The 23,381-nt window shown below is 61.4% G+C and carries 22 protein-coding genes, 1 tRNA gene and 1 riboswitch; of the genes, 16 read left to right on the plus strand and 7 right to left on the minus strand.

Translation table 11 applies throughout. The features are described 5' to 3' along the window. Window positions 1–166: 166 nt before the first annotated feature. From HAD_RS15840 to cobD, 14 genes are all read left to right on the plus strand, one after another. Window positions 167–1,018, plus strand: a complete 852-nt coding sequence (locus tag HAD_RS15840) for a cation diffusion facilitator family transporter (RefSeq protein WP_084332028.1) — start codon at window positions 167–169, stop codon at window positions 1,016–1,018. A 107-nt stretch (window positions 1,019–1,125) separates the two neighbouring features. Next, complete coding sequence (gene trxB / locus HAD_RS15845) at window positions 1,126–2,094, plus strand: thioredoxin-disulfide reductase (protein ID WP_199285855.1); 969 nt, start codon at window positions 1,126–1,128, stop codon at window positions 2,092–2,094. A 244-nt stretch (window positions 2,095–2,338) separates the two neighbouring features. Then, window positions 2,339–2,415, plus strand: a tRNA-Met gene (locus HAD_RS15850). Between the two features lie 187 nt (window positions 2,416–2,602). After that, window positions 2,603–3,616, plus strand: coding sequence for a nicotinate-nucleotide--dimethylbenzimidazole phosphoribosyltransferase (cobT, locus tag HAD_RS15855; RefSeq protein WP_035573413.1), 1,014 nt, complete (start codon window positions 2,603–2,605; stop codon window positions 3,614–3,616). Next, on the plus strand, window positions 3,613–4,371 hold the full coding sequence (gene cobS / locus HAD_RS15860) for an adenosylcobinamide-GDP ribazoletransferase (RefSeq protein WP_035573414.1): 759 nt from the start codon (window positions 3,613–3,615) through the stop codon (window positions 4,369–4,371). The genes cobT and cobS overlap by 4 nt, the downstream gene beginning before the upstream one ends. Beyond that, the gene (gene cobC, locus HAD_RS15865; RefSeq protein ID WP_084332015.1) at window positions 4,362–4,880 is read left to right on the plus strand and encodes an alpha-ribazole phosphatase; all 519 of its coding nucleotides are present in this window, start codon (window positions 4,362–4,364) and stop codon (window positions 4,878–4,880) included. The genes cobS and cobC overlap by 10 nt, the downstream gene beginning before the upstream one ends. Window positions 4,881–4,893: 13 nt before the next feature. Then, the gene (gene cobO, locus HAD_RS15870) at window positions 4,894–5,496 is read left to right on the plus strand and encodes a cob(I)yrinic acid a,c-diamide adenosyltransferase (RefSeq protein ID WP_035573415.1); all 603 of its coding nucleotides are present in this window, start codon (window positions 4,894–4,896) and stop codon (window positions 5,494–5,496) included. Window positions 5,497–5,551: 55 nt separating this feature from the next. Beyond that, a riboswitch (cobalamin riboswitch) is annotated at window positions 5,552–5,738 on the plus strand. Between the two features lie 166 nt (window positions 5,739–5,904). Next, complete coding sequence (locus tag HAD_RS15875; protein WP_035573416.1) at window positions 5,905–7,752, plus strand: TonB-dependent receptor plug domain-containing protein; 1,848 nt, start codon at window positions 5,905–5,907, stop codon at window positions 7,750–7,752. Between the two features lie 8 nt (window positions 7,753–7,760). Continuing rightward, window positions 7,761–8,609, plus strand: a complete 849-nt coding sequence (locus HAD_RS15880; RefSeq protein ID WP_035573417.1) for an ABC transporter substrate-binding protein — start codon at window positions 7,761–7,763, stop codon at window positions 8,607–8,609. After that, a complete protein-coding gene (locus HAD_RS15885; protein ID WP_035573419.1) occupies window positions 8,606–9,595 on the plus strand; it encodes a FecCD family ABC transporter permease in 990 nt (329 codons plus the stop codon). The genes HAD_RS15880 and HAD_RS15885 overlap by 4 nt, the downstream gene beginning before the upstream one ends. Beyond that, window positions 9,588–10,349, plus strand: a complete 762-nt coding sequence (locus tag HAD_RS15890; protein WP_035573420.1) for an ABC transporter ATP-binding protein — start codon at window positions 9,588–9,590, stop codon at window positions 10,347–10,349. Before HAD_RS15885 ends, HAD_RS15890 begins: the two co-directional genes overlap by 8 nt. Continuing rightward, window positions 10,346–11,833 carry a cobyric acid synthase gene (locus HAD_RS15895; protein ID WP_035573421.1) on the plus strand — a complete coding sequence of 496 codons (1,488 nt, stop codon included), beginning with the start codon at window positions 10,346–10,348 and terminating at the stop codon, window positions 11,831–11,833. The genes HAD_RS15890 and HAD_RS15895 overlap by 4 nt, the downstream gene beginning before the upstream one ends. Continuing rightward, entirely contained in the window at window positions 11,830–12,780 is a 951-nt protein-coding gene (gene cbiB, locus HAD_RS15900; protein WP_035573422.1) for an adenosylcobinamide-phosphate synthase CbiB, read from the plus strand. Before HAD_RS15895 ends, cbiB begins: the two co-directional genes overlap by 4 nt. Beyond that, complete coding sequence (gene cobD, locus HAD_RS15905; RefSeq protein WP_051596382.1) at window positions 12,777–13,769, plus strand: threonine-phosphate decarboxylase CobD; 993 nt, start codon at window positions 12,777–12,779, stop codon at window positions 13,767–13,769. The genes cbiB and cobD overlap by 4 nt, the downstream gene beginning before the upstream one ends. Here cobD and cobU read toward each other — a convergent pair. From cobU to HAD_RS18215, 3 genes are all read right to left on the minus strand, one after another. Further along, window positions 13,759–14,268, minus strand: a complete 510-nt coding sequence (gene cobU / locus HAD_RS15910) for a bifunctional adenosylcobinamide kinase/adenosylcobinamide-phosphate guanylyltransferase (protein WP_035573423.1) — start codon at window positions 14,266–14,268, stop codon at window positions 13,759–13,761. The genes cobD and cobU overlap by 11 nt on opposite strands. Before the next feature lie 94 nt (window positions 14,269–14,362). Further along, window positions 14,363–14,734, minus strand: a complete 372-nt coding sequence (locus tag HAD_RS15915) for a DUF983 domain-containing protein (RefSeq protein ID WP_035573425.1) — start codon at window positions 14,732–14,734, stop codon at window positions 14,363–14,365. 93 nt (window positions 14,735–14,827) lie between these two features. Continuing rightward, a complete protein-coding gene (locus HAD_RS18215) occupies window positions 14,828–16,102 on the minus strand; it encodes a glycosyltransferase family 2 protein (protein WP_051596383.1) in 1,275 nt (424 codons plus the stop codon). A 135-nt stretch (window positions 16,103–16,237) separates the two neighbouring features. On the opposite strand from HAD_RS18215, the gene HAD_RS15925 reads away from it, so the two are divergent. Beyond that, window positions 16,238–17,257 (plus strand): glycosyltransferase family 2 protein, encoded by a 1,020-nt coding sequence (locus tag HAD_RS15925; protein WP_051596384.1) that lies wholly within the window; start codon window positions 16,238–16,240, stop codon window positions 17,255–17,257. On the opposite strand, the gene HAD_RS15930 is transcribed toward HAD_RS15925, so the two are convergent. The 4 genes from HAD_RS15930 to recQ form a co-directional block, all read right to left on the minus strand. After that, a complete protein-coding gene (locus tag HAD_RS15930) occupies window positions 17,254–18,318 on the minus strand; it encodes a D-2-hydroxyacid dehydrogenase (RefSeq protein ID WP_051596385.1) in 1,065 nt (354 codons plus the stop codon). The genes HAD_RS15925 and HAD_RS15930 overlap by 4 nt on opposite strands. Before the next feature lie 63 nt (window positions 18,319–18,381). Beyond that, window positions 18,382–20,010, minus strand: coding sequence for an ATP-binding protein (locus HAD_RS15935; RefSeq protein ID WP_051596386.1), 1,629 nt, complete (start codon window positions 20,008–20,010; stop codon window positions 18,382–18,384). 107 nt (window positions 20,011–20,117) lie between these two features. Continuing rightward, window positions 20,118–20,726 carry an ATP-dependent Clp protease proteolytic subunit gene (locus HAD_RS15940; protein ID WP_035573426.1) on the minus strand — a complete coding sequence of 203 codons (609 nt, stop codon included), beginning with the start codon at window positions 20,724–20,726 and terminating at the stop codon, window positions 20,118–20,120. Window positions 20,727–20,819: 93 nt separating this feature from the next. Next, a complete protein-coding gene (gene recQ / locus HAD_RS15945) occupies window positions 20,820–22,652 on the minus strand; it encodes a DNA helicase RecQ (protein WP_035573428.1) in 1,833 nt (610 codons plus the stop codon). Between the two features lie 71 nt (window positions 22,653–22,723). On the opposite strand from recQ, the gene HAD_RS15950 reads away from it, so the two are divergent. Then, window positions 22,724–23,380 carry a uracil-DNA glycosylase gene (locus HAD_RS15950; RefSeq protein ID WP_035573430.1) on the plus strand — a complete coding sequence of 219 codons (657 nt, stop codon included), beginning with the start codon at window positions 22,724–22,726 and terminating at the stop codon, window positions 23,378–23,380. Window position 23,381 lies beyond the last annotated feature (1 nt).

Consider the following 23,381-nt stretch of genomic DNA (forward strand, 5'->3'; position numbering starts at 1 on the left):
CGGGCAGGCCACAACGCAACGCTATTACACTCGAATTGACCTTGCCACGAAAGGATTCCACCTCAGGCATATGACCTGCGACCTGAACACCAACCTACCAGATAAAGCCCACGATCATGGGCATGATCATGAGCACGGGCATGGGCACTCCCATGACCATGCAGACATGACGACCGCGGATTCGCGCCGGCGAGTCGCTATCGCGGCTGTCCTGACCGCCTCGTTCATGATGGCGGAAGTTACCGGCGGTCTTATTTCCGGCTCCCTGGCCCTGCTGGCCGATGCCGCACACATGCTGACCGATGCCGCGTCGCTCATCCTGGCATGGGTGGGATACAAGCTGGCGGAACGCCCCGCAGACCCAAGCCGTTCTTACGGGTTCGGGCGCATGAAAGTGCTCGCCGCCTTCACGAACGGCATCGCGCTCGTCGCCCTCTCCTGCTGGATTGTCTGGGAAGCGGTCCACCGCCTGCTGGACCCGGCCCCGGTTCTCGGCGGCATCATGTTGTGGGTCGCCGTCGGCGGCCTGGTCGTAAACGTGCTCGCCGCCTGGGTACTGCATGGCGGTGACCAGCATGACCTGAACCTGCAGGGCGCGCTGTGGCATGTTATCGGAGACCTGCTCGGCTCTGTCGCGGCCATCGCGGCGGCGATTATCATCCTCACCACGGGCTGGATCCCGGCGGATCCGATTCTCTCCGTTCTGGTGGCCCTGCTCGTGCTCGTCGCCGGTGTCCGGATCGCCCGTCAGTCCGGTCACATTCTGCTGGAGGGCACGCCCGAAGGCCTGTCGCCGGAAGACATCCGGAACGACCTTGAAGAACATGTCGCTCAGGTCTCGAACGTCGCACACATCCATGCCTGGGCCCTGACCGAATCGAAGCCACTGATCACGTTGGAAGTCACGGCCGTTCATGGCGCTTGCACCGAAACCCTGCGGCGCAAGGTGAAAGCCCGCCTCGCGGAACGGTTCGATATCTCCCATGCCACGGTGGAAGTGGTTTCGGAGCCCTGCTGAGTTTCCGGCGCCCGTCACATTGATATGAGCGGCCGGGGCCTTTAAGCCTCGATACACCCGCCTTATGTGCAAAAGCCGATTCCATCAGGCACATCCGGAGTACCGACATGGCTGAGACAAAACACGCTGAAATCCTGATCCTCGGCTCCGGCCCCGCAGGCTGGACAGCCGCCGTTTATGGCGCCCGCGCCTTGCGCGATGTGCTGGTGGTGACCGGCATACAGCCCGGCGGCCAGCTGACCATCACCACGGAAGTGGAAAACTATCCCGGCTTTACCGAGATCCAGGGCCCGGACCTGATGGTGAAGATGCAGGAACATGCCGAAGCCATGGGCGCGAAAGTCGAGAACGACCACATCGCCGAAGTCGACTTCGACAGCCGCCCGTTCAAGGCGATCGGCGAAAGCGGCACCGTCTACACCGCCGATTCGGTCGTGATCAGCACCGGCGCCCAGGCCAAATGGCTGGGCATTCCGACGGAAGAGAAGTTCAAGGGCTTTGGCGTCTCCGCCTGTGCCACCTGTGACGGCTTCTTCTATCGCGGCCGTGACGTCTTGGTCGTTGGCGGTGGCAACACCGCTGTGGAAGAAGCGCTGTTCCTGACGAACTTCGCCTCCAAGGTCACCGTCGTACATCGCCGCGACAGCTTCCGCGCCGAGAAGATCCTGCAGGAACGCCTATTGAAAAATCCGAAAGTCGAAGTGATCTGGGATCACGTGCTGGAAGAAGTCGTCGGGGATGAAAATCCGCTCGGCGTGACCGGTGCGAAGATCAAGAGTGTAACGACCGGCGAAGAAAAGCTCATCCCCGTCCATGGCGTCTTCATCGCCATCGGCCACGCCCCGTCGACGGAGCTGTTCAAAGGCAAGCTGGCCATGAAGGACAATGGCTATCTCATCACAAAGCCCGGCACGCCCCAGACCGAAATCCCCGGCGTGTTCGCCGCCGGCGATGTCACCGACGAGACCTATCGTCAGGCCGTGACCGCCGCGGGCATGGGCTGCATGGCCGCGCTGGACGCCGAACGCTTCCTCTCCGAGCAGGAAGCCGCCGCAGAGACCGTCGCGGCGGAATAGGCCTTGGCCCACTTCTGAATTCCAGCAGGCAGGGCCGCCGGTCCTGCCTGTTCTCATTCCGGGCCCACCGTCGCGCACGTTGACGCAGAGGAATCCAGGACCTGAACGCATCATCGCACCGAGTGGGAGGATGCTTGGCGCACTTTCGCTGCAGTCATTGGGATGCAGCGATGCAATGAGGTGCAGATCGCCCGCTTGCAGGCTGGCCCGCCCGCGTGTATGAGGCCCCTTCGTTTCAGCGAACGGTTCGGTAGCTCAGCTGGTTAGAGCGCGCGACTCATAATCGCGAGGTCGGGAGTTCAAGTCTCCCCCGAACCACCACCTGCCAATTTTGGCATTGATTTCATTTAATTTTTTGACTGCAATTGCCTGACCACAGATGGGAAGGCACTTTTTTCGTCGCGCCGTACAAACACCGTTGATGAAAGTCGCTGCGGTCCTGCACCTTTTGCGCAGATGAAAGAAAACCCGGTATCGCTTTGGCAGTCAAAATCTGTAAAGCGGTGCCATGACCACGACTCAGGCTGATTTTCTGCGTGCCTTGCAAACGGCAATTGATTCCAAAACCAAACCCGTCGGTGCGCTCGGCAGGATTGAACAGCTCGCGGCTCGGATCGCGCGTATCCAACACGCCCTCAAGCCGGTCGCAGAGACGTGTCGCCTGACGATATTTGCTGGCGACCACGGCATGGCTTGCCACGGAGTCTCGGCCTATCCCCAGGACGTCACGCGTCAGATGGTCCTGAACTTCCTGTCCGGCGGCGCCGCAGCAAATGTGTTTGCGCGGACACTTGGAGTCGATGTTCAGGTGATCGATTGCGGTGTGGCAGGCGAGCCGATCAGGGCCCCGGCCTTACGTTCCTGCCGCATCGCCGCAGGAACGGAGAATGCAATTGAGCGGCCGGCAATGGATGCAGGTCAATGTCAGGCAGCCCTTGCGAACGGCCGGATGATCGGCTTGGAAGGCGAGCATCATGCCGCCTGCTTTGGTGAAATGGGCATCGGGAATACGTCGTCAGCGAGCTTGATTGCCGCCAAGCTACTCGGAGCGCCTGTTGGCGACCTGGTCGGACGAGGAACGGGGCTGGAGCCAGACGGCGTGTCACGCAAACGGGCATTGCTGGAAAACGCAGCACTGCGGACCCCCGACAGACTCACCGCCACCGATGCGCTGATTGAATATGGTGGGTTTGAAATCGCGACCATGGCCGGCGCCATGACCAGCGCAGCCGAGGCGGGCAAGATCGTCATCGTCGATGGCTTCATCGCGACCGTCGCCGCTCTATGTGCGCGCGATCTCTCGCCAGGCTGTGAGCAGAACTTCATCTACGCACACCGTTCCGCTGAGGCGGGTCATACGAAGGTTCTTGAAGCCCTCGGTGCAGAACCTTTGCTCGACCTGGACATGCGGCTGGGAGAAGGCACCGGCGCCCTGCTCGCCTGGCCATTGGTGAAGGCAGCAGCAGCCATGCTTCGCGAGATGGCAAGTTTCGACAGCGCGGGGGTCAGCGGCCCCGCATGAAGAGCGAAATCATAAAATTACTGCTGGCCATTCAATTCCTGACGCGGATCCCGCTGCCCGGCCAGGTTGGGTATACGCCAGAGCGTTTTGAAGCGTCACCCGCCTATTACCCTCTGGTGGGTTTGATCATTGGTGGCGTGTGCGCAGGTGTCTATTGGCTGGCCGCACTGATCTTTCCTGCGGTCATCGCTGTGCTGCTCACACTTGGCGCAGGTTTGCTGCTGACAGGCGCGTTCCATGAGGACGGGCTGGCCGACACGTTCGACGGGATCGGCGGCGGGATTACGCCCGAGAAATCTCTCGCCATCATGAAGGACAGCCGGATCGGCACTTACGGCACCGCAGCTCTGATTATTGTCCTTCTACTGAAAGCAGCGGCGCTGAGCTCAATGTCCGGCATACTGGTCATTGGCGCCTTGTTGGCAGGGCATGGCTTGTCTCGTCTTTCGGCCGTTCTGGTCATCATGACCAGCCGCTATGTGCGCACCGACGGCACCGGAAAGCCCGTCGCGAAAGGACTGACCGCAAAAGGGCTGGCTATCGTTTGCCTGACGGGGCTCGGAATAATTCTTGTCTGGCAACTCTTCCTGCCAATCTCCACAATGGGTTTTGGATTGATCGGGCTCGCCATTGGCCATGTTTGCATGCGCCTGTTTTTCGAGCCCAAGCTTGGCGGATATACCGGCGATACGCTCGGCGCCGTCCAGCAGGCCAGTGAGACGGGCTTTTATCTCGGATTACTTGCATGGCTGTAATACTGTTGCGTCATACGCAGCCCGCCGTTGCACCTGGCATTTGCTACGGCATGACCGACCTCCCGCTCACCGCGAGTTTCGCCGATGAGTATGCTACACTCATCAAGACCCTCCCGGAATTCAAGCGAATCGTTACCAGCCCATTGACCCGTTGCCGCCATCTGGCCGAGCAAATCGCAGCCGACCTGAATCGTCCGCTGACAGAGGATCATCGCTTTCGGGAAATGGATTTCGGGCGCTGGGAGAGTCAGGCATGGGACACCATTCCCCGGGCTGAAATCGATGCCTGGGCGGCGGACTTTCTCCACGCCCGCCCTCATGGTGGGGAGAGTGTCGCGATGCTGCGCGCACGTGTTGGGATCGCGCTTTCAAGCCTAAAACAACTTGACGGAGACAGCCTGGTTGTCACTCATGCCGGCGTCATCAAGGTTGCGCTGGCACAGGATGACACGGCTGAAAGCCACGAAACGTCCATTGGCTTTGGCCGCTATGTGACGCTGGATCAGTAGAAAGGACACGGCAATGACCACCCCGCAATCCCACACCGAAAAGATGAAAGCGCTGCAGACTGAGCAGAAGAAGAAAACGTCTGAAGCACGCGATCCCGGCCGGGGACTCGTGCTTGTCCACACCGGCAATGGCAAGGGCAAGTCGAGTTCGGCGTTCGGTGTGATCATCCGCGCGCTGGGGTGGGGTCATAAGGTCGGTATCGTTCAATTCATTAAAGGCAAATGGGTCACAGGCGAACGCCAGTTCTTCACGAAATTCTCCGACCAGGTCGACTGGCATACGATGGGCGAGGGTTTCACATGGGACACGCAGGATCGCGCCCGCGATATTGCCGCAGCGGAATCGGCATTCAATCGTGCGCGTGAAATGATGGAAAGCGGAGAGTACGACCTTGTCGTTCTCGACGAAATCAATATCGCGTTGCGTTACGACTACCTGGACATTCAAACCGTCATCGACGCACTAAAAGCCCGATCGGAGCGGACGAGTGTTATTCTGACAGGCCGCGATGCGAAACCGGAACTTTGCGAATACGCTGATCTCGTCAGCGAAATGACTGAGGTGAAACACCCCTTCAAAGCCGGCATCAAGGCGCAGCGCGGAATTGATTTCTAACCGCTGCCTTCGCGTCACCCGGCGCAACGCCTATTGACAGGCTTTCGCAACTGCAACAACTAACGCTCCAGATGGTGCCCTTCACAAGGGCCTCGAGGGAAGCCGGTGTGAATCCGGCGCTGTACCCGCAACTGTCAGCCAGGAGCTGATGGCCATTAAGCCACTGGACCCTTCGGGGTCTGGGAAGGCGGCCTGAAGCATTGATCGGTGAGCCAGGAGACCTGCCATCGCGTCGTTCGTCCGGAGGCCGGGAATAGTTCTCAGCGGGCGGGAAGGCTGATGCCTCTCCTTTTGTAACGACATTCGAAAATCGGCCTGGCCGCCCGCATGGTTCGTACCGTGTGGCCAGCATTTGTCGTTATTGGCACCTGTCTTTCGGGCGGCGGGGTGCTCCTGAGGGGAATACCCATGTCGTATAAAACGACTCTGCTCGGCGCAGTTACACTCTGCTTCGCCATGCCAGGCATCGCGCAGAACTCAAATATTGAAGAAAGCAGACTCGAAGCGATTACCGTTGAAGGTTCACGCCTCGATCAGACCCAAACCGAAATCGGTTCCAGTGTCAGCATCATCACAGCGGAAGATCTCAAAAAGCTCGACTTCGATTTTGCCCTGGATGCAGTTGCCTCCGCGCCCGGCGTTACCATCAACCAGAATGGCAGTTATGGCGGCGCAGCGAGCGTGCGGATTCGCGGCGCCTCATCCGGCCAGACCCTGGTCCTGATCGACGGCGTACCAGTTGGAGATCCATCGACCACGGACGGCAGCTTCAACTTCGCTTATCTCGACACATCCGACATCGAGCGGATCGAGGTGCTCAAAGGTCCGCAATCGACTCTCTGGGGCTCAGATGCCATCGGCGGTGTGGTCTCCATCACCACAAAGCAACCTGAAGACAAGCTTGGAGGCAGTGCATATGCAGAATATGGCTCCTTCAACACCCTGCGCGGCGGCGCCTCCATCGGCAATGCGAACGAGACCGGCGATTTCCGCCTGTCAGCCAGCGGCATCTCCACGGATGGTATCTCCAAGGCCGATGAAGCCAACGGGAATGGCGAGGAGGACGGGTATGATTCAACGACACTCTCCGCCAAAGGCGGGCTGAATCTGCCGGCCGAGGCACGATTGGAAGCCACCCTGCTTTGGAACGACGCCGAGTCTGAATATGATAGCTATTCCGGCGGTGCACAGGGCAGCGTAGCTGACGGTGACGAACGTACCCAGAATGAGACCCTCTCGGGTAACGTCTCGCTGAAGGTGCCACTATTCGATGATCGCTTCGAGAATCTCCTGATGGTCGGCTATTCCGACATCACCCGCGAGAACTTCACGAATGGGACTCAAAGCTATTTCGCCGAAGGTGACCGCCAGATCTATCGTTATCAGGGTACGTTCACCGTCAACGATATGAACAAGCTGGCCTTCGGCGCAGAGCGGGAAGAAACAACCGCGAATGATGCAGAATCGTCCATAGACGGTCTGTTCGGTCTCTATGAGTTCAAGCCTGTCGAAAAACTGACTCTGACGGGCGGCATCCGTGTTGATGATCACGACACATTCGGCTCGGAAACGACCGGTCGTGTGGCGGCCGCCTACAATCCGGTCGAACAACTCGTCGTGCGGGCCAGCTGGGGACAAGGCTTCAAGGCCCCGAGCATCTTCCAGTCGACTTACATCTGCACATTCTGTGGTCTGACTGAACCGAACGCGGATCTTAAGCCGGAAAGCTCAGAAGCTTTCGATATCGGTGCAGACTGGACCTCCGAGGACGGCCGGGCGAAAGCAGGGATCACCTATTTCGACCAGGACACGGAGAACATGATCGATTTCTCCTATACGGCCGGCTACGACAATATCGCGAAAGTGAAATCGCAGGGTGTTGAACTCTACGGCTCCTACCAGCTCACAGACTGGCTCGGCGTCGCAGCGAACTATGCCTATATCGACGCAGAAGACGGTGACGGCAACGAGCTGGCCCGTCTGCCGGAAAACTCTGGCGATGTGACCATGTCATATGATCCAGAAGGGCCGTTCTCGGGCGCCGTCCTCGTTCGATTCAATGGAGACGAAGCCAATACAGACGGCACGACGCTGGACAGCTGGACGCGTGTCGACCTGACGGGCAGTTACGACCTGACCGACAGCGTCGAACTCTACGGCCGTATCGAAAACCTGTTCGATGAAGAGTACCAACAGATTCTCGGCTATGGCACGCCGGGTCTGTCAGGCTCCGTCGGAATCAGGCTGCGCTACTAGGAACGGCCATGTCGAGACTGACGATCTTCTGTTTCCTCCTTGTCATCGGGCTTTCTGGCTGCGGCAATCCTCCCATGCCGCACAAGTCAGAGACCGCCCGCCCGATGCGGATCGTCAGTCTCGACTACTGCGCTGACCAATATGTCCTGAAATTTGCCGATCGTGATCAGATCCTTGCCATCTCTCCCGATGCCGTGAAGGATTTTTCCTATATGCGGGACGAAGCGGTTGGCGTGCCGACGGTTCGTCCTGTTGCGGAAGATGTGCTCATCCTGAAACCAGACCTAGTCGTACGCGCCTATGGCGGCGGACCGAACGCCGAAGCATTTTTCAAGCGTGCCGGCATCCCCGTGCTCACGGTCGGCTGGACGTCCAATGTCGACGGTGAAGAGGTCGGTTCAATTCCAAGCCTTATCCAACAAATGGCCGATGGCCTTGGGCAAAGCGAAAAGGGCCGCCAGCTGATATCGGAATTCCGGGAGCGTCTTGCCAGGGTCCACAAGCGGGCGGACGGCAAGACCGCGCTCTACATGACGCCCGCCGGTGCCACCACGGGCCCTGGCTCCATGGTCCATGAAATGCTCATCGCCGCGGGTTTCGAAAACTTCGAGGACACACCGGGCTGGCGATCCATACCACTGGAACGCTTCGCCTATGAGCAGCCGGATGTCGTCGCAGCGGCATTTTTTAAGCAGAAAACCAACCATCCCGATTCCTGGAGTCCCATGAATCATCCTGTTGCGAAACGCCAGATGCAGGACCAGACAGTTGTCCCCCTCGAGGGCGCGTGGACAGCCTGCGGCGGCTGGTTCATCATCGACGCTATCGAAGCGCTGGCGGAAGGCGGTGACTCATGAGCGGCCGTCTATTGGTACCAGGCCTGATTGCCGCTTCGGTGCTGGCGATCTTTGTCGCCTGCCTGCTCGGATCGACCCCCTTGCCGGCCGACCGCGTCCTTGCAGCATTCTTCGGAGGCGCCGATGCCGGTGACCGTCTCGTCATCTGGCAGATCCGCCTGCCCCGCGCGGTCGCGGCATTCGTCAGCGGCGCCGCGCTGGGTATCAGTGGAGCCGCCTTGCAGGGTCTGCTCAGGAACCCGCTTGCGGAGCCGGGTGTGCTTGGGGTGTCGGCATCGGCATCTCTGTTCGCAACGTTTTCGCTCTATTATGGGCTGGCTGCGATTTCCCCCTGGGTACTGCCCATCTCGGCGATTGCCGGGGCTCTCGCCGCGACGGCGCTCATTGCACTCGCCGCCATCCGCACCCGGTCCGTCGTCACACTGATCCTGATCGGTGTGGGTTTGTCGAGTTTTTCCGGCGCAGCCATGAGCCTGCTGATGAATCTTGCACCCAACCCGTTCTCCCTGTCTGACATGATCAACTGGATGCTCGGCTCGGTTGCCAATCGCAGTTTTGAGGAAGTGGGGCTGGCAGCGCCTTTCCTTATTATCGGCGCCGCAATTCTGCTGTCGTCCCGGCGGGGCCTCTCGGCCCTGACACTGGGCGAGGAGGCGGCGAGCGGCGTCGGGCTCAATCTGCAAAGCCAGCGTATTCTCACCGTGCTCGGTGCAGGTCTGGCAACAGGCGGATCAGTCGCCCTCGCAGGCGCCATCGGCTTCGTCGGCATCGTCGCGCCGCACATTATCCGGCCGTTCGTCAGGCACGACCCGGCCCGCTCTCTTATACCGTCCGCCCTGCTTGCCGGGCTGATCCTGGTGATCGCAGACATTGGTGTCCGCATCCTGCCAACATCGAACGAACTCAAACTCGGCGTTGTTGCAGCACTGATCGGTGCGCCGGCCTTCGTCTGGATCGCGATTCAGAGGCGTGCGCTCAATGGCTGAACTCCTTACACAAGATCTCTGCGTAACCGCCGACGCCGCCTTGCTTGTTCGCGACGCGAATTTGCGGCTGGTGCCGGGTGAACTGGTTGCATTGCTCGGTCCGAACGGCGCAGGCAAGACCAGCCTGTTGCGGGCGGCGCTGGGCCTGGAGAAGCGATCCGCTGGCCTGGCTACGCTTGATGGGATGGACAGTGAAAAACTCTCCCCCATGCAACGGGCCCGGCGCGTGGCCTATCTCCCGCAGCAGCGCCCATTGGCCTGGCCGAATACAGTTCGTGATGTCGTTGCCCTCGGACGATTTGCCTATGGTGCGGCCCCCGGCAAGCTCAGCCTGAAAGACGCAGAAGCCGTCGACACAGCCATCGAGCGCTGCGGCCTGACTGACCTGGGCAACCGGAACACCGATACGCTATCGGGCGGAGAGCTGGCCCGGGTCCACTGCGCCCGCGCCTTTGCCGCCGAGGCCCCATTGCTCGTCGCGGATGAACCCGTCGCCGCGCTCGACCCGCGCCATCAGTTCAGTACCATGGATATTGTCCGCCAGTTCGTCGAAGGGGGCGGCGGCGCGCTCGTTGTGTTGCACGACATCACATTGGCTGCGCGCTATGCGACGCGCATCGTCTGGATGAAACAGTCGCGGATTGTGGCGGATGGTCCACCGGAGCAAACGCTCACGCCGGAACGCCTTGCAGACATCTACGGAGTACGCGCGCGCGTGGATGGCCGAACGATAGAAATCGAAGGCACTCTATGACGGCAAAAGCTCTGATGCTGCAGGGAACGGGGTCCGACGTCGGAAAGTCCGTACTTACGGCCGCGCTCTGCCGGATCGCCAAGCGACGCGGCCTGAGTGTCGCCCCCTTCAAGCCCCAGAATATGTCGAACAATGCCGCCGCCTGTCCTGACGGCGGAGAAATCGGCCGCGCACAGGCGCTTCAGGCCCTGGCCTGCGGGCTGGAACCACACACGGATTTTAATCCCGTCCTTCTCAAGCCCGAAACCGACCGGCGTGCGCAACTGGTCGTACAGGGAAAGGCGGTCACGGCCATGGACGCTGCCCACTACATGGCGCATCGCGGCGAGCTCATGGACAAGGTAATCGAGAGCTTCAGCCGCCTGACAGCTTCCCACGACCTCGTCATCGTGGAAGGCGCCGGCAGTCCCTCGGAAATAAATCTCCGCGACCGGGATATCGCCAATATGGGATTTGCCCGCCGGGCGGGTGTCCCCGTCTGCCTGATCGGCGATATCGACCGGGGCGGCGTGATCGCCAGCCTCGTCGGCACGCAGTCCGTGCTCGATCCAGAGGATCAGGCCATGATCACCGGCTTTCTTATCAACAAGTTCCGGGGCGATCCGGCGCTGTTCGAGGATGGCGTCAGGGCGATTGAACAGCGCACGGGATGGCCTTGCCATGGCGTCATCCCGTGGCTGCCGGTGAGCACTGAGCTGCCCGCCGAAGATGCCGTTGTCCTGTCGAGACCGGACCGCTCAACCGGCGGTGCACTGAAGATTTCGGCGCCGATGCTGTCACGCATGGCAAATTTTGACGATGCCGATCCGTTGAAACACGAGCCCGGTGTGGACTTCCGCTGGATTTCACCGGGCCAGCATATTCCCCGCGATACGGATGTCATCATTCTGTTCGGCACCAAGTCCACCCTTGGCGATCTCGCCTTTCTCCGCCAGCAGGGTTGGGATCATGACATCATTGCGCATGCGCGATCAGGTGGGCGTGTACTTGGCATTTGCGGGGGCTATCAGATGCTTGGCAGCCGCGTCGTCGATCCAGTGGGAGTAGATGGTGTCCCCGGAGAGGCGCAGGGCCTGGGCCTGCTCAACGTCGAAACACTCATGCAGGCGGACAAGAAAGTCGCGCCCGTATCCGGCGACTGCGCGATAAGCACCATGACCGTGTTGGGATACGAAATTCATACCGGGCGGACGACCGGCGAGGATACGGCCCGCCCCATGTTCAACTTCGCCAATGAGCCTGACGGCGCCCGAAGCGCCAACGGCCGGATCGAAGGAACCTACCTGCATGGCGCCTTCGCTAATGATGCTTTCAGAAGCGCCTGGCTCACCCGAGCCGGCGGGACAGCCGACACTCATTCCATTTACAGCAACACTGTCGAGCGGGCCCTCGACAGACTGGCGGACGGCGTTGAAGCGAAGGTAAACATCGACGCGCTGTTGGAGGGTGCACAGCCGCCCGGCTGGCAGCCCGCGCACAGATGAGCCCTGCCGCACTGATGCTGGCGGCTTGGGCAATTGAAATTGCATTCGGCTGGCCAAACTGGCTTTTCAGACTAATTCGGCACCCGGTGGTCTGGTTTGGCATTCTCGTCCGGTGGTTAGTGAAGGCCTTCAATCAGGATGGGTGGCCGCATACCACTCGCTACATCGCGGGAATGGTCGCCAGCCTGTTCGCCGTTTCACTCGCAACCGCATCGGCATGGCTTCTCGCTGAAAGACTTCCGGACACGCCCGGAGGTTTCCTTCTCGAAGCCTTTATTGCTTCCATACTGCTTGCCTCGCGCAGCCTCTACAAACATGTCGCTGACGTGGCACGTCCGCTTGCGTATGGAGACATTGATGCCGCCCGGCAGTCTGTCTCCCTGATTGTCGGAAGGGACCCGGCACAACTGGACGAAGCCGGGATAGCGCGTGCTTCAATCGAGAGCCTTGCTGAGAACACGTCCGACGGCGTCATCGCACCACTCTTCTGGGGCACGCTTCTCGGCCTGCCCGGCCTTGTTGCCTACAAGGCCATCAACACGCTGGATTCCATGATCGGCCATCGGAATACAAGCTATGCCGCGTTCGGCGGATTTGCAGCCCGGCTGGACGACGTTGCGAACTTGATCCCGGCCCGCCTCACCGGCCTCGTCTTCGCGTGCGCCTCAACACGCCTTTCCGCTTTTGGCATAATGGTACGGGATGCGGGCCGACACCGTTCGCCCAATGCCGGCTGGCCGGAGGCCGCGATGGCCGCAGCGCTTGGCATACGTCTCTCCGGTCCGCGGGTCTATGGCAAGCAGCAAACAGACGACCCCTGGCTCAATTCCGGAGCATCCGACCCTTCTGCACAGGACATTCGCCGGGCGCTGAGCCTATACCTCAAAGCGATGGCGATATGCGGCCTACTATTGTTCGTCGTAGTTCTGCTGCAGGTGGCAACATGACTCTCGATCTCCTTCATGGTGGCGCGCTGGACCGGATGCGTGAAGCGTTTCCGGATGCACCGACCCCTTGGATCGACCTTTCGACCGGGATCAATCCCTGGCCGTACCCAGTAGGCGCAATTCCGGAAGCGGCGTATCATCACTTGCCGACGCAGGCCGCATACGAGCGATGCCGAACGGCGATGTCCCAGGCCTTCGGCGCGCCCCTCGAAAGCTTGCTGCTGTCTCCAGGAAGCGAGTTGCTCATCCGTTTGTTGCCGGGCGTCATCTCGCCTGAGCGCGTGGCGATCCTGTCACCGACCTATGGCGATCATGCCCGCGCGTGGAAGTCCGCCGGCTGTGAAATTGTTGAAACGGACGCGCCTCTGGACATGGCAGGCACGGCGGACGCCGTCGTCCTGTGCAATCCAAACAATCCCGACGGCAGGCGTTTTGATCCGGACAGGCTGATGACGGCGGCGGAGAAACTCGCCGCTCGCGGCGGTTGGCTGATTGTCGATGAGGCGTATGCAGATCTTTATCCGGAACTGAGTGTCGCGGCTCATGGCGGCCGGAGTAATCTGATCATTCTACGCTCCTTCGGGAAGTTCTTCGGCCTTGCGGGTGTCCGCCTCGGCGCCTTGATCGCGCCGCCTCCGATCCTCACATCGCTGTCGGAACAGCTCGGTGTGTGGCCCGTATCCGGGCCTGCGCTGGCGATCGGGGCACGCGCCTATCGTGATCGGTCCTGGCAGGAAAAAACGCGCGACAGGCTCAAGGAGGCACGCGCACATCTGGATGATACACTGAGAGCTGCGGGCCTTCGCGTCGTCGGAGGGTGCGATCTTTTCCGAATTGTGCAAACCCAAGATGCTGCGTCGCTTTGGCGGCGGCTGGCACAAAAGGGCATCTACGTTCGCCGGTTTGAGTGGTCAGATCACATGCTTCGCATCGGTCTGCCAGCAGATCCGGAAAGCGAACAGCGTCTTGCAGACGCCCTTACCCCTTGAGCCGGATGGGAAGGCCCGCCGCAACAAACTCGACAATATCACTCGCTTCAGCCATTCGCTGGTTCAGTCGTCCCTGCGCATCACGGAACCGACGGCCGAGGGGTGTTTCGGGCACCAGCCCTAATCCAACTTCATTCGAGACAAGTATGACGTCCTGATCCAGCCGCTGAAGGCACTCGCAAAGCCTGGCGGTTTCCGTCTCCACATCGCGTTCGTGATGCATCAGGTTGGACAGCCACAGTGTGAGGCAATCGACAAGAATGACCTTGTCCTCTCCGGATAGAGTCTCCATAGCCCCGACAAGATCGAGCGGTGCCTCGACCGTTTGCCAGCCCTGCCCCCGATCCGCCTGATGGCGGGCAATCCTGTCGCGCATTTCCGCATCAAGCGGTTCGGCTGTCGCGATATAGACGCGCCGGTCCTGGTACGTTTCCGCCAGCCGCTGCGCCCGCGCACTCTTGCCTGACCGGGCGCCTCCAAGAACCAGATTTATCGTCATACTCGCGTCCAGTCGGTCCAAATATCTTGAGCCCGATTGGGCTCGGCATCTGAAATGCCCGGATTAATTCGTCGAATGCCCATTCTCCCGGTCACTATTCCTGGCTCTCGCCAACTTTCCCCATGGACCACAGCACGGCGATCCAGCCGGCTTTGACGCGCGGCAGGGCCAGCATGACGGCGCCCGTGACGGCGAGTGCGGCGCCCGGCAGGGTGATCCAGAACGGCAGATCCGACATGGACACAAAAAACGTGATGGCCACCAGAAGTGGCGCCAGCATCAGCACGGTGAGCCATGCAGGCCCGTCTTCGGAAGGAACCTGCCCCAACGGCGCGCCACAGCATGCACATGTGTCCACCGGCTTCAGGTATGCCCTGTAAAGCGCGCCCTGCCCGCAGGCGGGGCATTTCAGGGCCAGTCCGCGGACGAGCGCGGTGCGGGCAGAAGAGGTGGCAATCTCGGGCATGGGCAATTTTCCGAGACTATCGGGTGTCACCATGCAAGGTCCACCCGGGAGGCGATGAGCCGCAGGCAGTGGTCTCTCTGATACGGAGGCCGTTCAGTGCGCCTCGCCTATCCTCCCGCCGGTATATGACTTTTCCTCCGGGGTGGTTTGTTCCTGTCCGGATAATTTTCGCCATGCTTTCCAGATGACGAGCTGGCTGCCCCGTACGAAGCCCGCAAACCGGAAATACAGGCGCAGGAAGCCCATGGCCTTGCGGATATCCCCTTCAGACAAGGCAACTTTTGCCAAATAAGGCAGCAAGGCTGCGATATCGCCGACAGCTTTGTGCTGTTCTGCAAGGCCCGAGAACGCGTCGCGCAGATCGTCCAGGATTTCAGGCGCTTCCAGAAGCTCGTCGAGACCGTACCGGCAGCCCAGCATCCGGCCCAGGATCAACTGGTCCCTATCGCTGAGCGGCGCCTTCGGCGCTTCTTTCACGCCTTCGCGCACGGCCTCAAGCGCCATTGGCCAGAGCTTCTTGCGGGCGGCAATCGTGGCTTTCTGGAACAGGGCCTGACGCCGCTCCCTCGGATCCCGCAATTCTGCGCCCGGCCGCCCGGCCAATTCGTCCAGGGAAACACGCGGTAACAGGTTGCGCAGGAGTTCCGTGTCCGCCTGGCTCCATCGGGCATTCCGGGATTCAGCGGCGTAGCGGATTTCGGCCGGCCCACGTGGCCCGTCATGCTGGCGCTGCAACAGGGTCACACCGTCCACGCGCGTGGCGGACCACCGGCGGGCGAGAAGCAGCAGAACCGCGTAATCCTCTGAGATCACGTTTTTCTCAGGAAGCGGAAAGATTTCGTCATAGCAGGACCGGCGCACCAGAAGGCAGGGTTGCCCCGTAATGTAACAATCTTCCATGACCCGGACGAAAAACGACCTGCCATCTTCCGGCGGATAGGGGTGGGTCATTTCGTAGTATATTTCACCGGTGACGTCGTCTTCCCGGAACTTCTGCAATGCGCCGTAAGTGATGGCGGTCGACGGATCGGCAATGAAGGGGGCCACCAGCCGTTCCAGAGCGTCCCGCGGCGCCAGGTCGTCGTCATCCATGATCCAGACGAGATCCCCTTCGACACCCTTCAGGCCGGTATTGATGGCAGCGTTCTTTCCTCCGTTTTCCTGACGAACATACCGGACCCGATCAGCAAACCCGGCCACGACCGCCTCGGTATTGTCGGTCGACCCATCGTCAACGACGAGAATTTCCGAAATCGGATACGTCTGCTCAAACAGAGACATGATGCTGGCGGCGATCAGGTGTGCACGATTGAACGTCGGAAGAATGACGGACACGCTGGGCGCGGGCGTAGAGTTGGACTTCGTCAAGACGGGTCCCTTCCAGTAAATGAGCTCCTGTTCGACTGAGCAAGAAAGATGCCGTCACGAAGATACGGCCGACCGGCACAGAATTCGCAAAGAATTCCGGTTCATGGACCAGCATCAGTGAGACGGACACAGAATATGCTTAACGCGGCCCCGAATGACCAAACGCTTGTCACCATCATCGTGTCGCCTCGCGAGCGTTTCGAGCAGGCGACGATGTCCCTGAACGCCGTTTTCGATACCGCCGATCTGCCGTTCCGCATGATCTATGTTGATGGCGGCTCCCCAAAGGCAATCTCGGACGAACTGAAAGCCAATGTGGAAAGCCACGGCCATACATTTATCCGCCGCCCAGGATACGTGACGCCCAACGATGCCCGCAATATTGCGCTTCCGCTTGTGGACACACCCTATGTCGTATTCATCGACAATGATGTGGTCTTCTCTGAAGGCTGGCTTTCAGCGCTGGTCAATTGTGCCGAAGAAACCGGCGCCGGGCTTGTGACGCCGACCATCCTGGTCGGACCGGCATCCCGAATGCCGAACCTCAAGATCCATCACGCCGGTGGCATCCTGAAATTCACCGAGACGGAACAGGGCCGTGACATGTATCGCCGGCACGGCTTCGAACATGAATCCTATCTCGAAAAGAAGGACGAACTCGTCCGGAAAGAATCGGACAGCACGGAATTCCACGTCGTTCTGGCCAGGCGCGAGATGCTGGAAGACATTGGCCCGTTCGATCCGAAACTGGTCGGCTTCACCGACGAAATCGACATGGCCTTCAAAGCGAAGGAAAAAGACTGGACGATCTGGTACGAGCCGACTTCAGTTGTCGCCTATGCCGTTGGCAAGAAACTGACCTGGCGCGAAATCCCGTATTTCTGCCTGCGCTGGAATTCGGCTCGCTGCATGAAGGCGGAACGATACTTCTACAAGAAATGGAACCTTGTGCCGGAATTTTCGCGCCAACGCGGCTTCCTGCGCGATCACCGCCGCCACGCCTTCCCGTTCAAGGGGCTGCAGAAAGTGGCGGGCTGGCGGATCACCGTCACGTTCACGACCCTGCTTTGCGAAACCATCGCGCTGTTCACCTCAATCCGGTTCCTGAAGCCGGACATGTCCCCGGCGCCGGTCTCCAGCGCCGTTGCGGATTAGGCGAGACGTTCGCCGATCCATTTCCAGGTCGCCATGATGCGATGATAGCCCCTGAAATATTCGGGGCGCTGACCGCGCGAGAACACATCCTCGACCCCGAACGCGAATTTCAGCGGCTCTCCGCGCCGATAGCGACCGGCGTTTTCCCGCAGGATGTCGAGCGTGCGTGCCGTGCGATCTGGCATTTGCGGCGTAACATGGGGTGTGAGCAAGAGGTTCGGCTGCCCCCAAAGGCGATGCCACGGCGGCAACGGCTCGACAGGATCTGTGACATCCAGCCCCGCCCCGCCCAACTGGCCTGACCGCAGTGCAGCCTGCATGGCTACATCATCGACCAGCTGCGCCCGCGCCATGTTCACCAGAACACCGCCCGGCTTCATCGCCGCAATTTCGTCAGTACCCAGCATGTGGCAGCTGTCATCATTGAGCGCCGCGCACATGACCGTGAAATCGGCGCCGCGTACGGCCTCTTCCAGCCGGTCCCCCGCTTCAAGCGAGAACATCGTGACACCTTCGACATCTGCCGGAATGTTCCGGCGGCGATAGGCCGTGATCTCCATCCCGAAGGCGCGGCACTGCCGGGCAAGATGGCTGCCGGTTGCACCATATCCGACGATGCACACCTTGCGCCCGTACAAGCCCCGCAACCCGTCCTGATTGTGATCTGCCCAGACGCGTCTCGATTGGGCGCGCAACAGGCGTTTCACATCATAGCAGAAGGCCAGCATGAAAAAGACCGCGTGCTCTGCCAGCACCGGACCGGAACGCCCCTTGGAAGACGTCACGATGAGATCGCTGTCGGCAAGGCGACGGGGGGCATAGGCATCGATACCGGACTGGTCGCAATGGGCCCACTTCAGATTGGGCGCCGACAGAAAGCTGTCATCCAGGACGCCATCAATGACGGCCACATCGCAGAAACCAAGCAATTCACGGACCCGTTCAGTATCGTCCTTGTCCGCAAGATGGATTTCCGCAGGCGCGAAAATGTCCCGCAGGGTTCTGATATATTCTTCAGGCCAACGCAGCCGGGCCAGCACATTTCGGACTTCCCGGCTCATGGCCCTCACTCCTGTCTGTAATCTGTTGGTCAGGCGAGGCGCTCCTCCCTCGGCCCTGCGAGGCTACCCGACTCTCGCCCAGGCATCCGGGCTGTCGCCCATCATCAGGATGTCGGCCAGTGTCGCGACCATCGTACGGGGACGGATTGGCTTTTCGATCATGGCAACAAACCCTGCCGCCTTGCAGGCCGTCCGGCGGGTATCGGTCAGGTCCGCCGTCACGGCGAGCACGGGAATTTCGGAATTCGGCCCCGGCGTGGTGCGCAGGGTACTCAGGATCATGTCCCCGCTTTCATCCGGCAAGTGAATATCGGTCAGGATCGCCTGATAGCCAACGTCGAATATATATTCGCGCGCCGCCGCAGCGTTCGCGGCATGGTCCACTTCCCAGCCAGCCGCGCGGAGTGCTTCGGTGATCACCAGTGCACTGGCGGCATGGTCTTCGATGACGAGGATGCGGCCCAATTCAAACTTGCCCATCTGGGGCCGGAGGGTTTTCTCCGGTGCCGGGCTGGCGACCAGACGCGGACCGGCCTTCTGGACCGGCAGGTCGACCGTGAAGATGCTGCCTCCGTCAGGATTGTCGGCCAGAGATATTTCTCCACCCATCGCCCTGGCCAATGATTTGGCAATCGCAAGGCCAAGCCCCGATCCGCCATGCACATGGGCTGTCGTGGCACTGGCCTGTTCGAACGCTTCAAACAGGCGCGCCTTGTCTTCTTCAGTGATGCCGCACCCCGTGTCGGACACGCTCATCCGCAAACGAAGGGACGACTCATCGCGCCAGGTGGCCAGCGACACATCGACATGACCGTGTTCAGTGAACTTCAGCGCATTGCTGAGCAGGTTGAACAGGATCTGGCGCAAGCGAAGGGCATCTGCCTCGATCCGCGGCGTGCCATCCTCGACATGAATGCGCAAGGCAACCCGCTTGCCGTCCGAACGCGGTTGCCAGACATCCCGGGCCTCGGCGGCGAACTCATCCAGATCGAAAGGCGCCGCATGCAATGGCATTTTGCCGGCTTCGAGACGCGACAGGTCCAGCAGGTCGTTCAACAGGCGCTCAAGATGGTGGCCGCTTTCGGAAATGGTGCGGGCCAGCCGCTTCGGCTCTCCGCCGGAGACACTGTCCTGCAACAGGTCGGCAACGCCGAGGATACCGGTCAGCGGCGTGCGAATCTCATGACCGAGGAACGCCAGGAAATCGGCTTTTTCGCGCGCGGCGGAATTGAGTTTCGCCTTGGCCGCTTCCATGCGACGGGCAGCCTGGCCCAGCGTGCGGGCGCGCGCGGCATTTTCCCTGGCGATCGTCGCCGTCAGCGCAGCGGGGTTGACCAGTCCGCGATAGGCACCGTCCTGGACGACGATCAAACCCTCGCCGAGGGCGTCCGGGTTCTTGGTGGCGGCAATCCCGGCAGCGAGGCCGGCGGGCGCCGTTGCCTCAACAATCTGCGGAGATTCGGACGCCAGCATCGAGACGGGCTGGGAGGCCCAGACCGATCGCCCCTCAGGGCCTGCCATGGCTTCGGTGACAGCCGCGCGGGTGACCAGCGTCAGCGCGCCGTCTTCTTCCCGCAGCGGCAGCGCAAATAGGGATGTATCGGACAGGAAAAGGCTGAGCGCAGCCGCGCAATTGGTATCCGCCGCAACGGGCGGGATTGGCAAAGAAATGTCTTCGACACGCGCGAGCATCCGGGCGGTCTCTCTTCAGTCTAACAGAAGAGAAATCATCGCCCGGAATGATTGAGAGGCCGCTAACTTTTGGTTACCGGCAGGTTAACCGTTCTTCCCCTGACGGGTCAGTCGATCTCGCTGTGATGGCTGACGATCTTGTGGACGAGGCCGTATTTGACGGCTTCTTCCGCGCCCATCCAGAAGTCACGGTCTGTGTCTTCCTTGATCTGCTCCAGCGATTTGCCGGTGGCGGCTGCGAAGATCTTGTTCAGGCGCTCGCGCATCTTGATGATTTCGCGGGCCTGGATTTCCACATCCGTCGCCTGGCCGCCAACGCCGCCACGCGGTTCATGAAGCAGGAAGCGGGTGTTCGGCAGGGCGTAGCGGTTTTCCTTGGCCGCAGCGGCATAGATCAGCGCGCCAGCCGAGGCGCACCAGCCCGTGCCGAGGATTTTCACCGGCGCCGGCACGAATTTGATCATGTCGTGGATCATGTCGCCGGATTCGACGTGGCCGCCCGGCGAGGACAGGACCAGCAGGATCGGCTTGTCATTCTCGGACGACAGCGCCAGCAGGCGCTCGCACACGCGGCGGGCCTGCAGGAAGTCGATTCCGCCGGTCAGCAGGATCGTGCGGGCCTTGAACAGCGCTTCCTCAAGGAAGGCATTCGGCTCGGAAGCCTTTTTCTCTTCATTCTCGTCGTCGAGGCGCGGCTCGCGGGAAGAATAGTCCATGATGTCTCCGGTTCGCGGGGATTCTTATGGAGTCATAGGTGCGGTGCCCCGGCGCCCGGGTCAAGGGTGGGGATGCGCTGTTCCACAGGGGGATTATGCCGCCTCGGCCACGATCCGGGCGACATCTTCGGCGTAGCGCTGGGCTTTTTTCTCGCCGACGCCGCTGATGTCGCGCAGGGCGGTGGCGTCTGCGGGGCGTTCGCGGGCGATTTCGGCGAGGGTGCGGTCGTGGAAGATCACGTAAGGCGGCACGCCGCGGGCCTTGGCGGTTTCGGTCCGCCAGAGGCGCAGGGCATCGAACAGGGTCTGATCGCGCTCTGACAGGTCGTCCTGCACCCCGGCACGGGCCACCCGGCCCGTCTTGCGGCGGCGGGCAGCTGCAGGATCAGCCCGCAGAAACAGCGTCCGCTCGCCCTTGAACAGCGCCCGCGCCGCATCGCCATCCGGCACCATGACGATCGGGCGCATCGCATCGCCGCCCTCGGCCAGCATACCGTCATAGAGCAGCGCATCGAAAATGCGGTTCCAGCCCTGTTTGGGCAACTCCGCGCCAATACCAAAGGTGGACTGGGTGGAAAGCTCCTCGTCGAGGGCGTCTTTCGCCTGCCCGAGCAAGTGCTGGATCAGGCGCCCGCGCCCCACGCGCTGGCCGCAGCGCAGCACGGCGGAGACCGCCATCTGGGCCCAGCGAGTCGCGTCATGGCTCTCCCCGCCTTCGCCCCGGCAAATGTCGCAGACACCGCAGGTCTCGGAGGTCTCTTCGCCAAAGTAACGGCGCACGGCGAGGCGGCGGCATTCATCGCCATCGAAAAAGGCGAACAGCTGGCGGGTCTTGGTAATCTGGACGCGCTTCACCTCGTCCGGCGCATCGCTCTCATAGGTCCAGCTGAGCGAGCGGCGCATGTCCGCCGGGCCGTACAGGGCGATACCCTCGGCAGGCTCGCCATCGCGCCCTGCCCGGCCGACTTCCTGCCAATAGGCTTCCATCGTCTTCGGCGGATCGGCATGGATGACGAAACGCACATCCGGCTTGTCGACGCCCATGCCGAAGGCGACCGTGGCGCACATGGTGAGGCCGTCTTCCAGCAGGAACCGCCGCTGGCGCTCGGCCCGGAGGCCCGCGTCGAGCCCGGCATGATAGGCAAGCGCAGGCACACCCGCCTTTTCCAGCGCCTCGGCCAGGTCTTCGGTGGCGTTGCGCGTGGCGCAATAGACGATACCGGAGAGCCCAGGCCGCGCCTTCGCAAGAGAGACGACGCGCTGCGTGCGATTGCCCTCTTTCGGCTCCGCGGCGAGGGCCAGGTTCGGCCGGTCGAAGCTGGCGACGTGCACGGACGGCTGCGTCAGGTTCAGCTGGGCGAGAATGTCATCCCGCGTGCGGGCATCGGCCGTCGCGGTGACGGCAAGGCGGGGTACGCCAGGAAAGAGATCCTTCAAACGGCCAAGCGCGCGATAATCCGGCCGGAAGTCATGGCCCCACTGGCTGACGCAGTGCGTCTCGTCCACTGCGATGAGGGAGATATCCATCTTCGCCAACCGGTCCGCGAGGCCCGTGCCGAGCGCTTCCGGCGAGACGTAAAGCAGGTCCATCTCGCCGCGCTGGGCGGCGTCCAGCGCATCCGCGCGCGCGCTGAAATCCATGGAACTGTCGAGTCGTTCGGCCCGCACACCGGCCTGCTTCAGCGCATCCACCTGATCGGCCATAAGCGCGATCAGCGGCGACACGACGAGGCCGACGCCCGGGCGCAACAGTGCCGGGATCTGGTAACAGAGCGACTTGCCACCGCCGGTCGGCAGCACGGCCAGCGCGTCCCGCCCGGCCAGCGCATCGGCAATCACATCCTCCTGCAAGCCCCGAAACGCCTCATAGCCATAAACCCGCTTCAGCAGGTCACGGGCATCGTCGAGAGTGGGAGCGGCAGACATGGCCCATGTTGTGGCGGCGCCCGTGAGTCGGGGCAAGTGGGCGGGTGCGCGAATCAGGCCAGATAGTCCGGATGAAAACCCCAACTTACCCGCCCGAAGCGCCGAAGGATTGCGCGCTGTGTCCGCGCCTTGTGGAATATCGCGAGGCCGTCGCCGTGAAGGAGCCGGACTGGTTCAACGGCGCGGTGCCAAGTTTTGGCGATGAGGCGGCCGAGCTGCTGGTCATCGGCCTCGCACCAGGGGTGACCGGGGCCAACCGGACGGGGCGGCCCTTCACCGGCGACTGGGCGGGCGACCTGCTCTACGCCACCATCGACAAGTTCGGATTTTCCAAAGGCACCTATGCCGCCGACCCGGGCGACGGCCTCGCCCTCACCGGCGCGATGATTACCAACGCGGTCCGCTGCGTGCCGCCGGAGAACAAACCCGTCGGCGCGGAGATTAATGCCTGCCGGCCCTTCCTGCTGTCCCGGATCGAGGCGCTGCCGAAGCTGAAAGTCATGCTCTGCCTCGGCAAGATTTCGCATGACTCGACCGTGCGCGCGCTCGGCCTGAAACTGAAGGATCATCCGTTCGGGCACGGAACAAGATATGAGGTGAGCTTTGGCGGGCGCGATTACCTGCTGGTCTCCAGCTATCACTGCTCCCGCTACAACACGAACACCGGCCGCCTGACGGCGGAAATGTTCGAAGACGTGTTCGCGATGGCGCGGGAAGCGATCGGCTAGG

The organism is Hyphomonas adhaerens MHS-3 (assembly GCF_000685235.1).
Lineage (GTDB): Bacteria > Pseudomonadota > Alphaproteobacteria > Caulobacterales > Hyphomonadaceae > Hyphomonas > Hyphomonas adhaerens.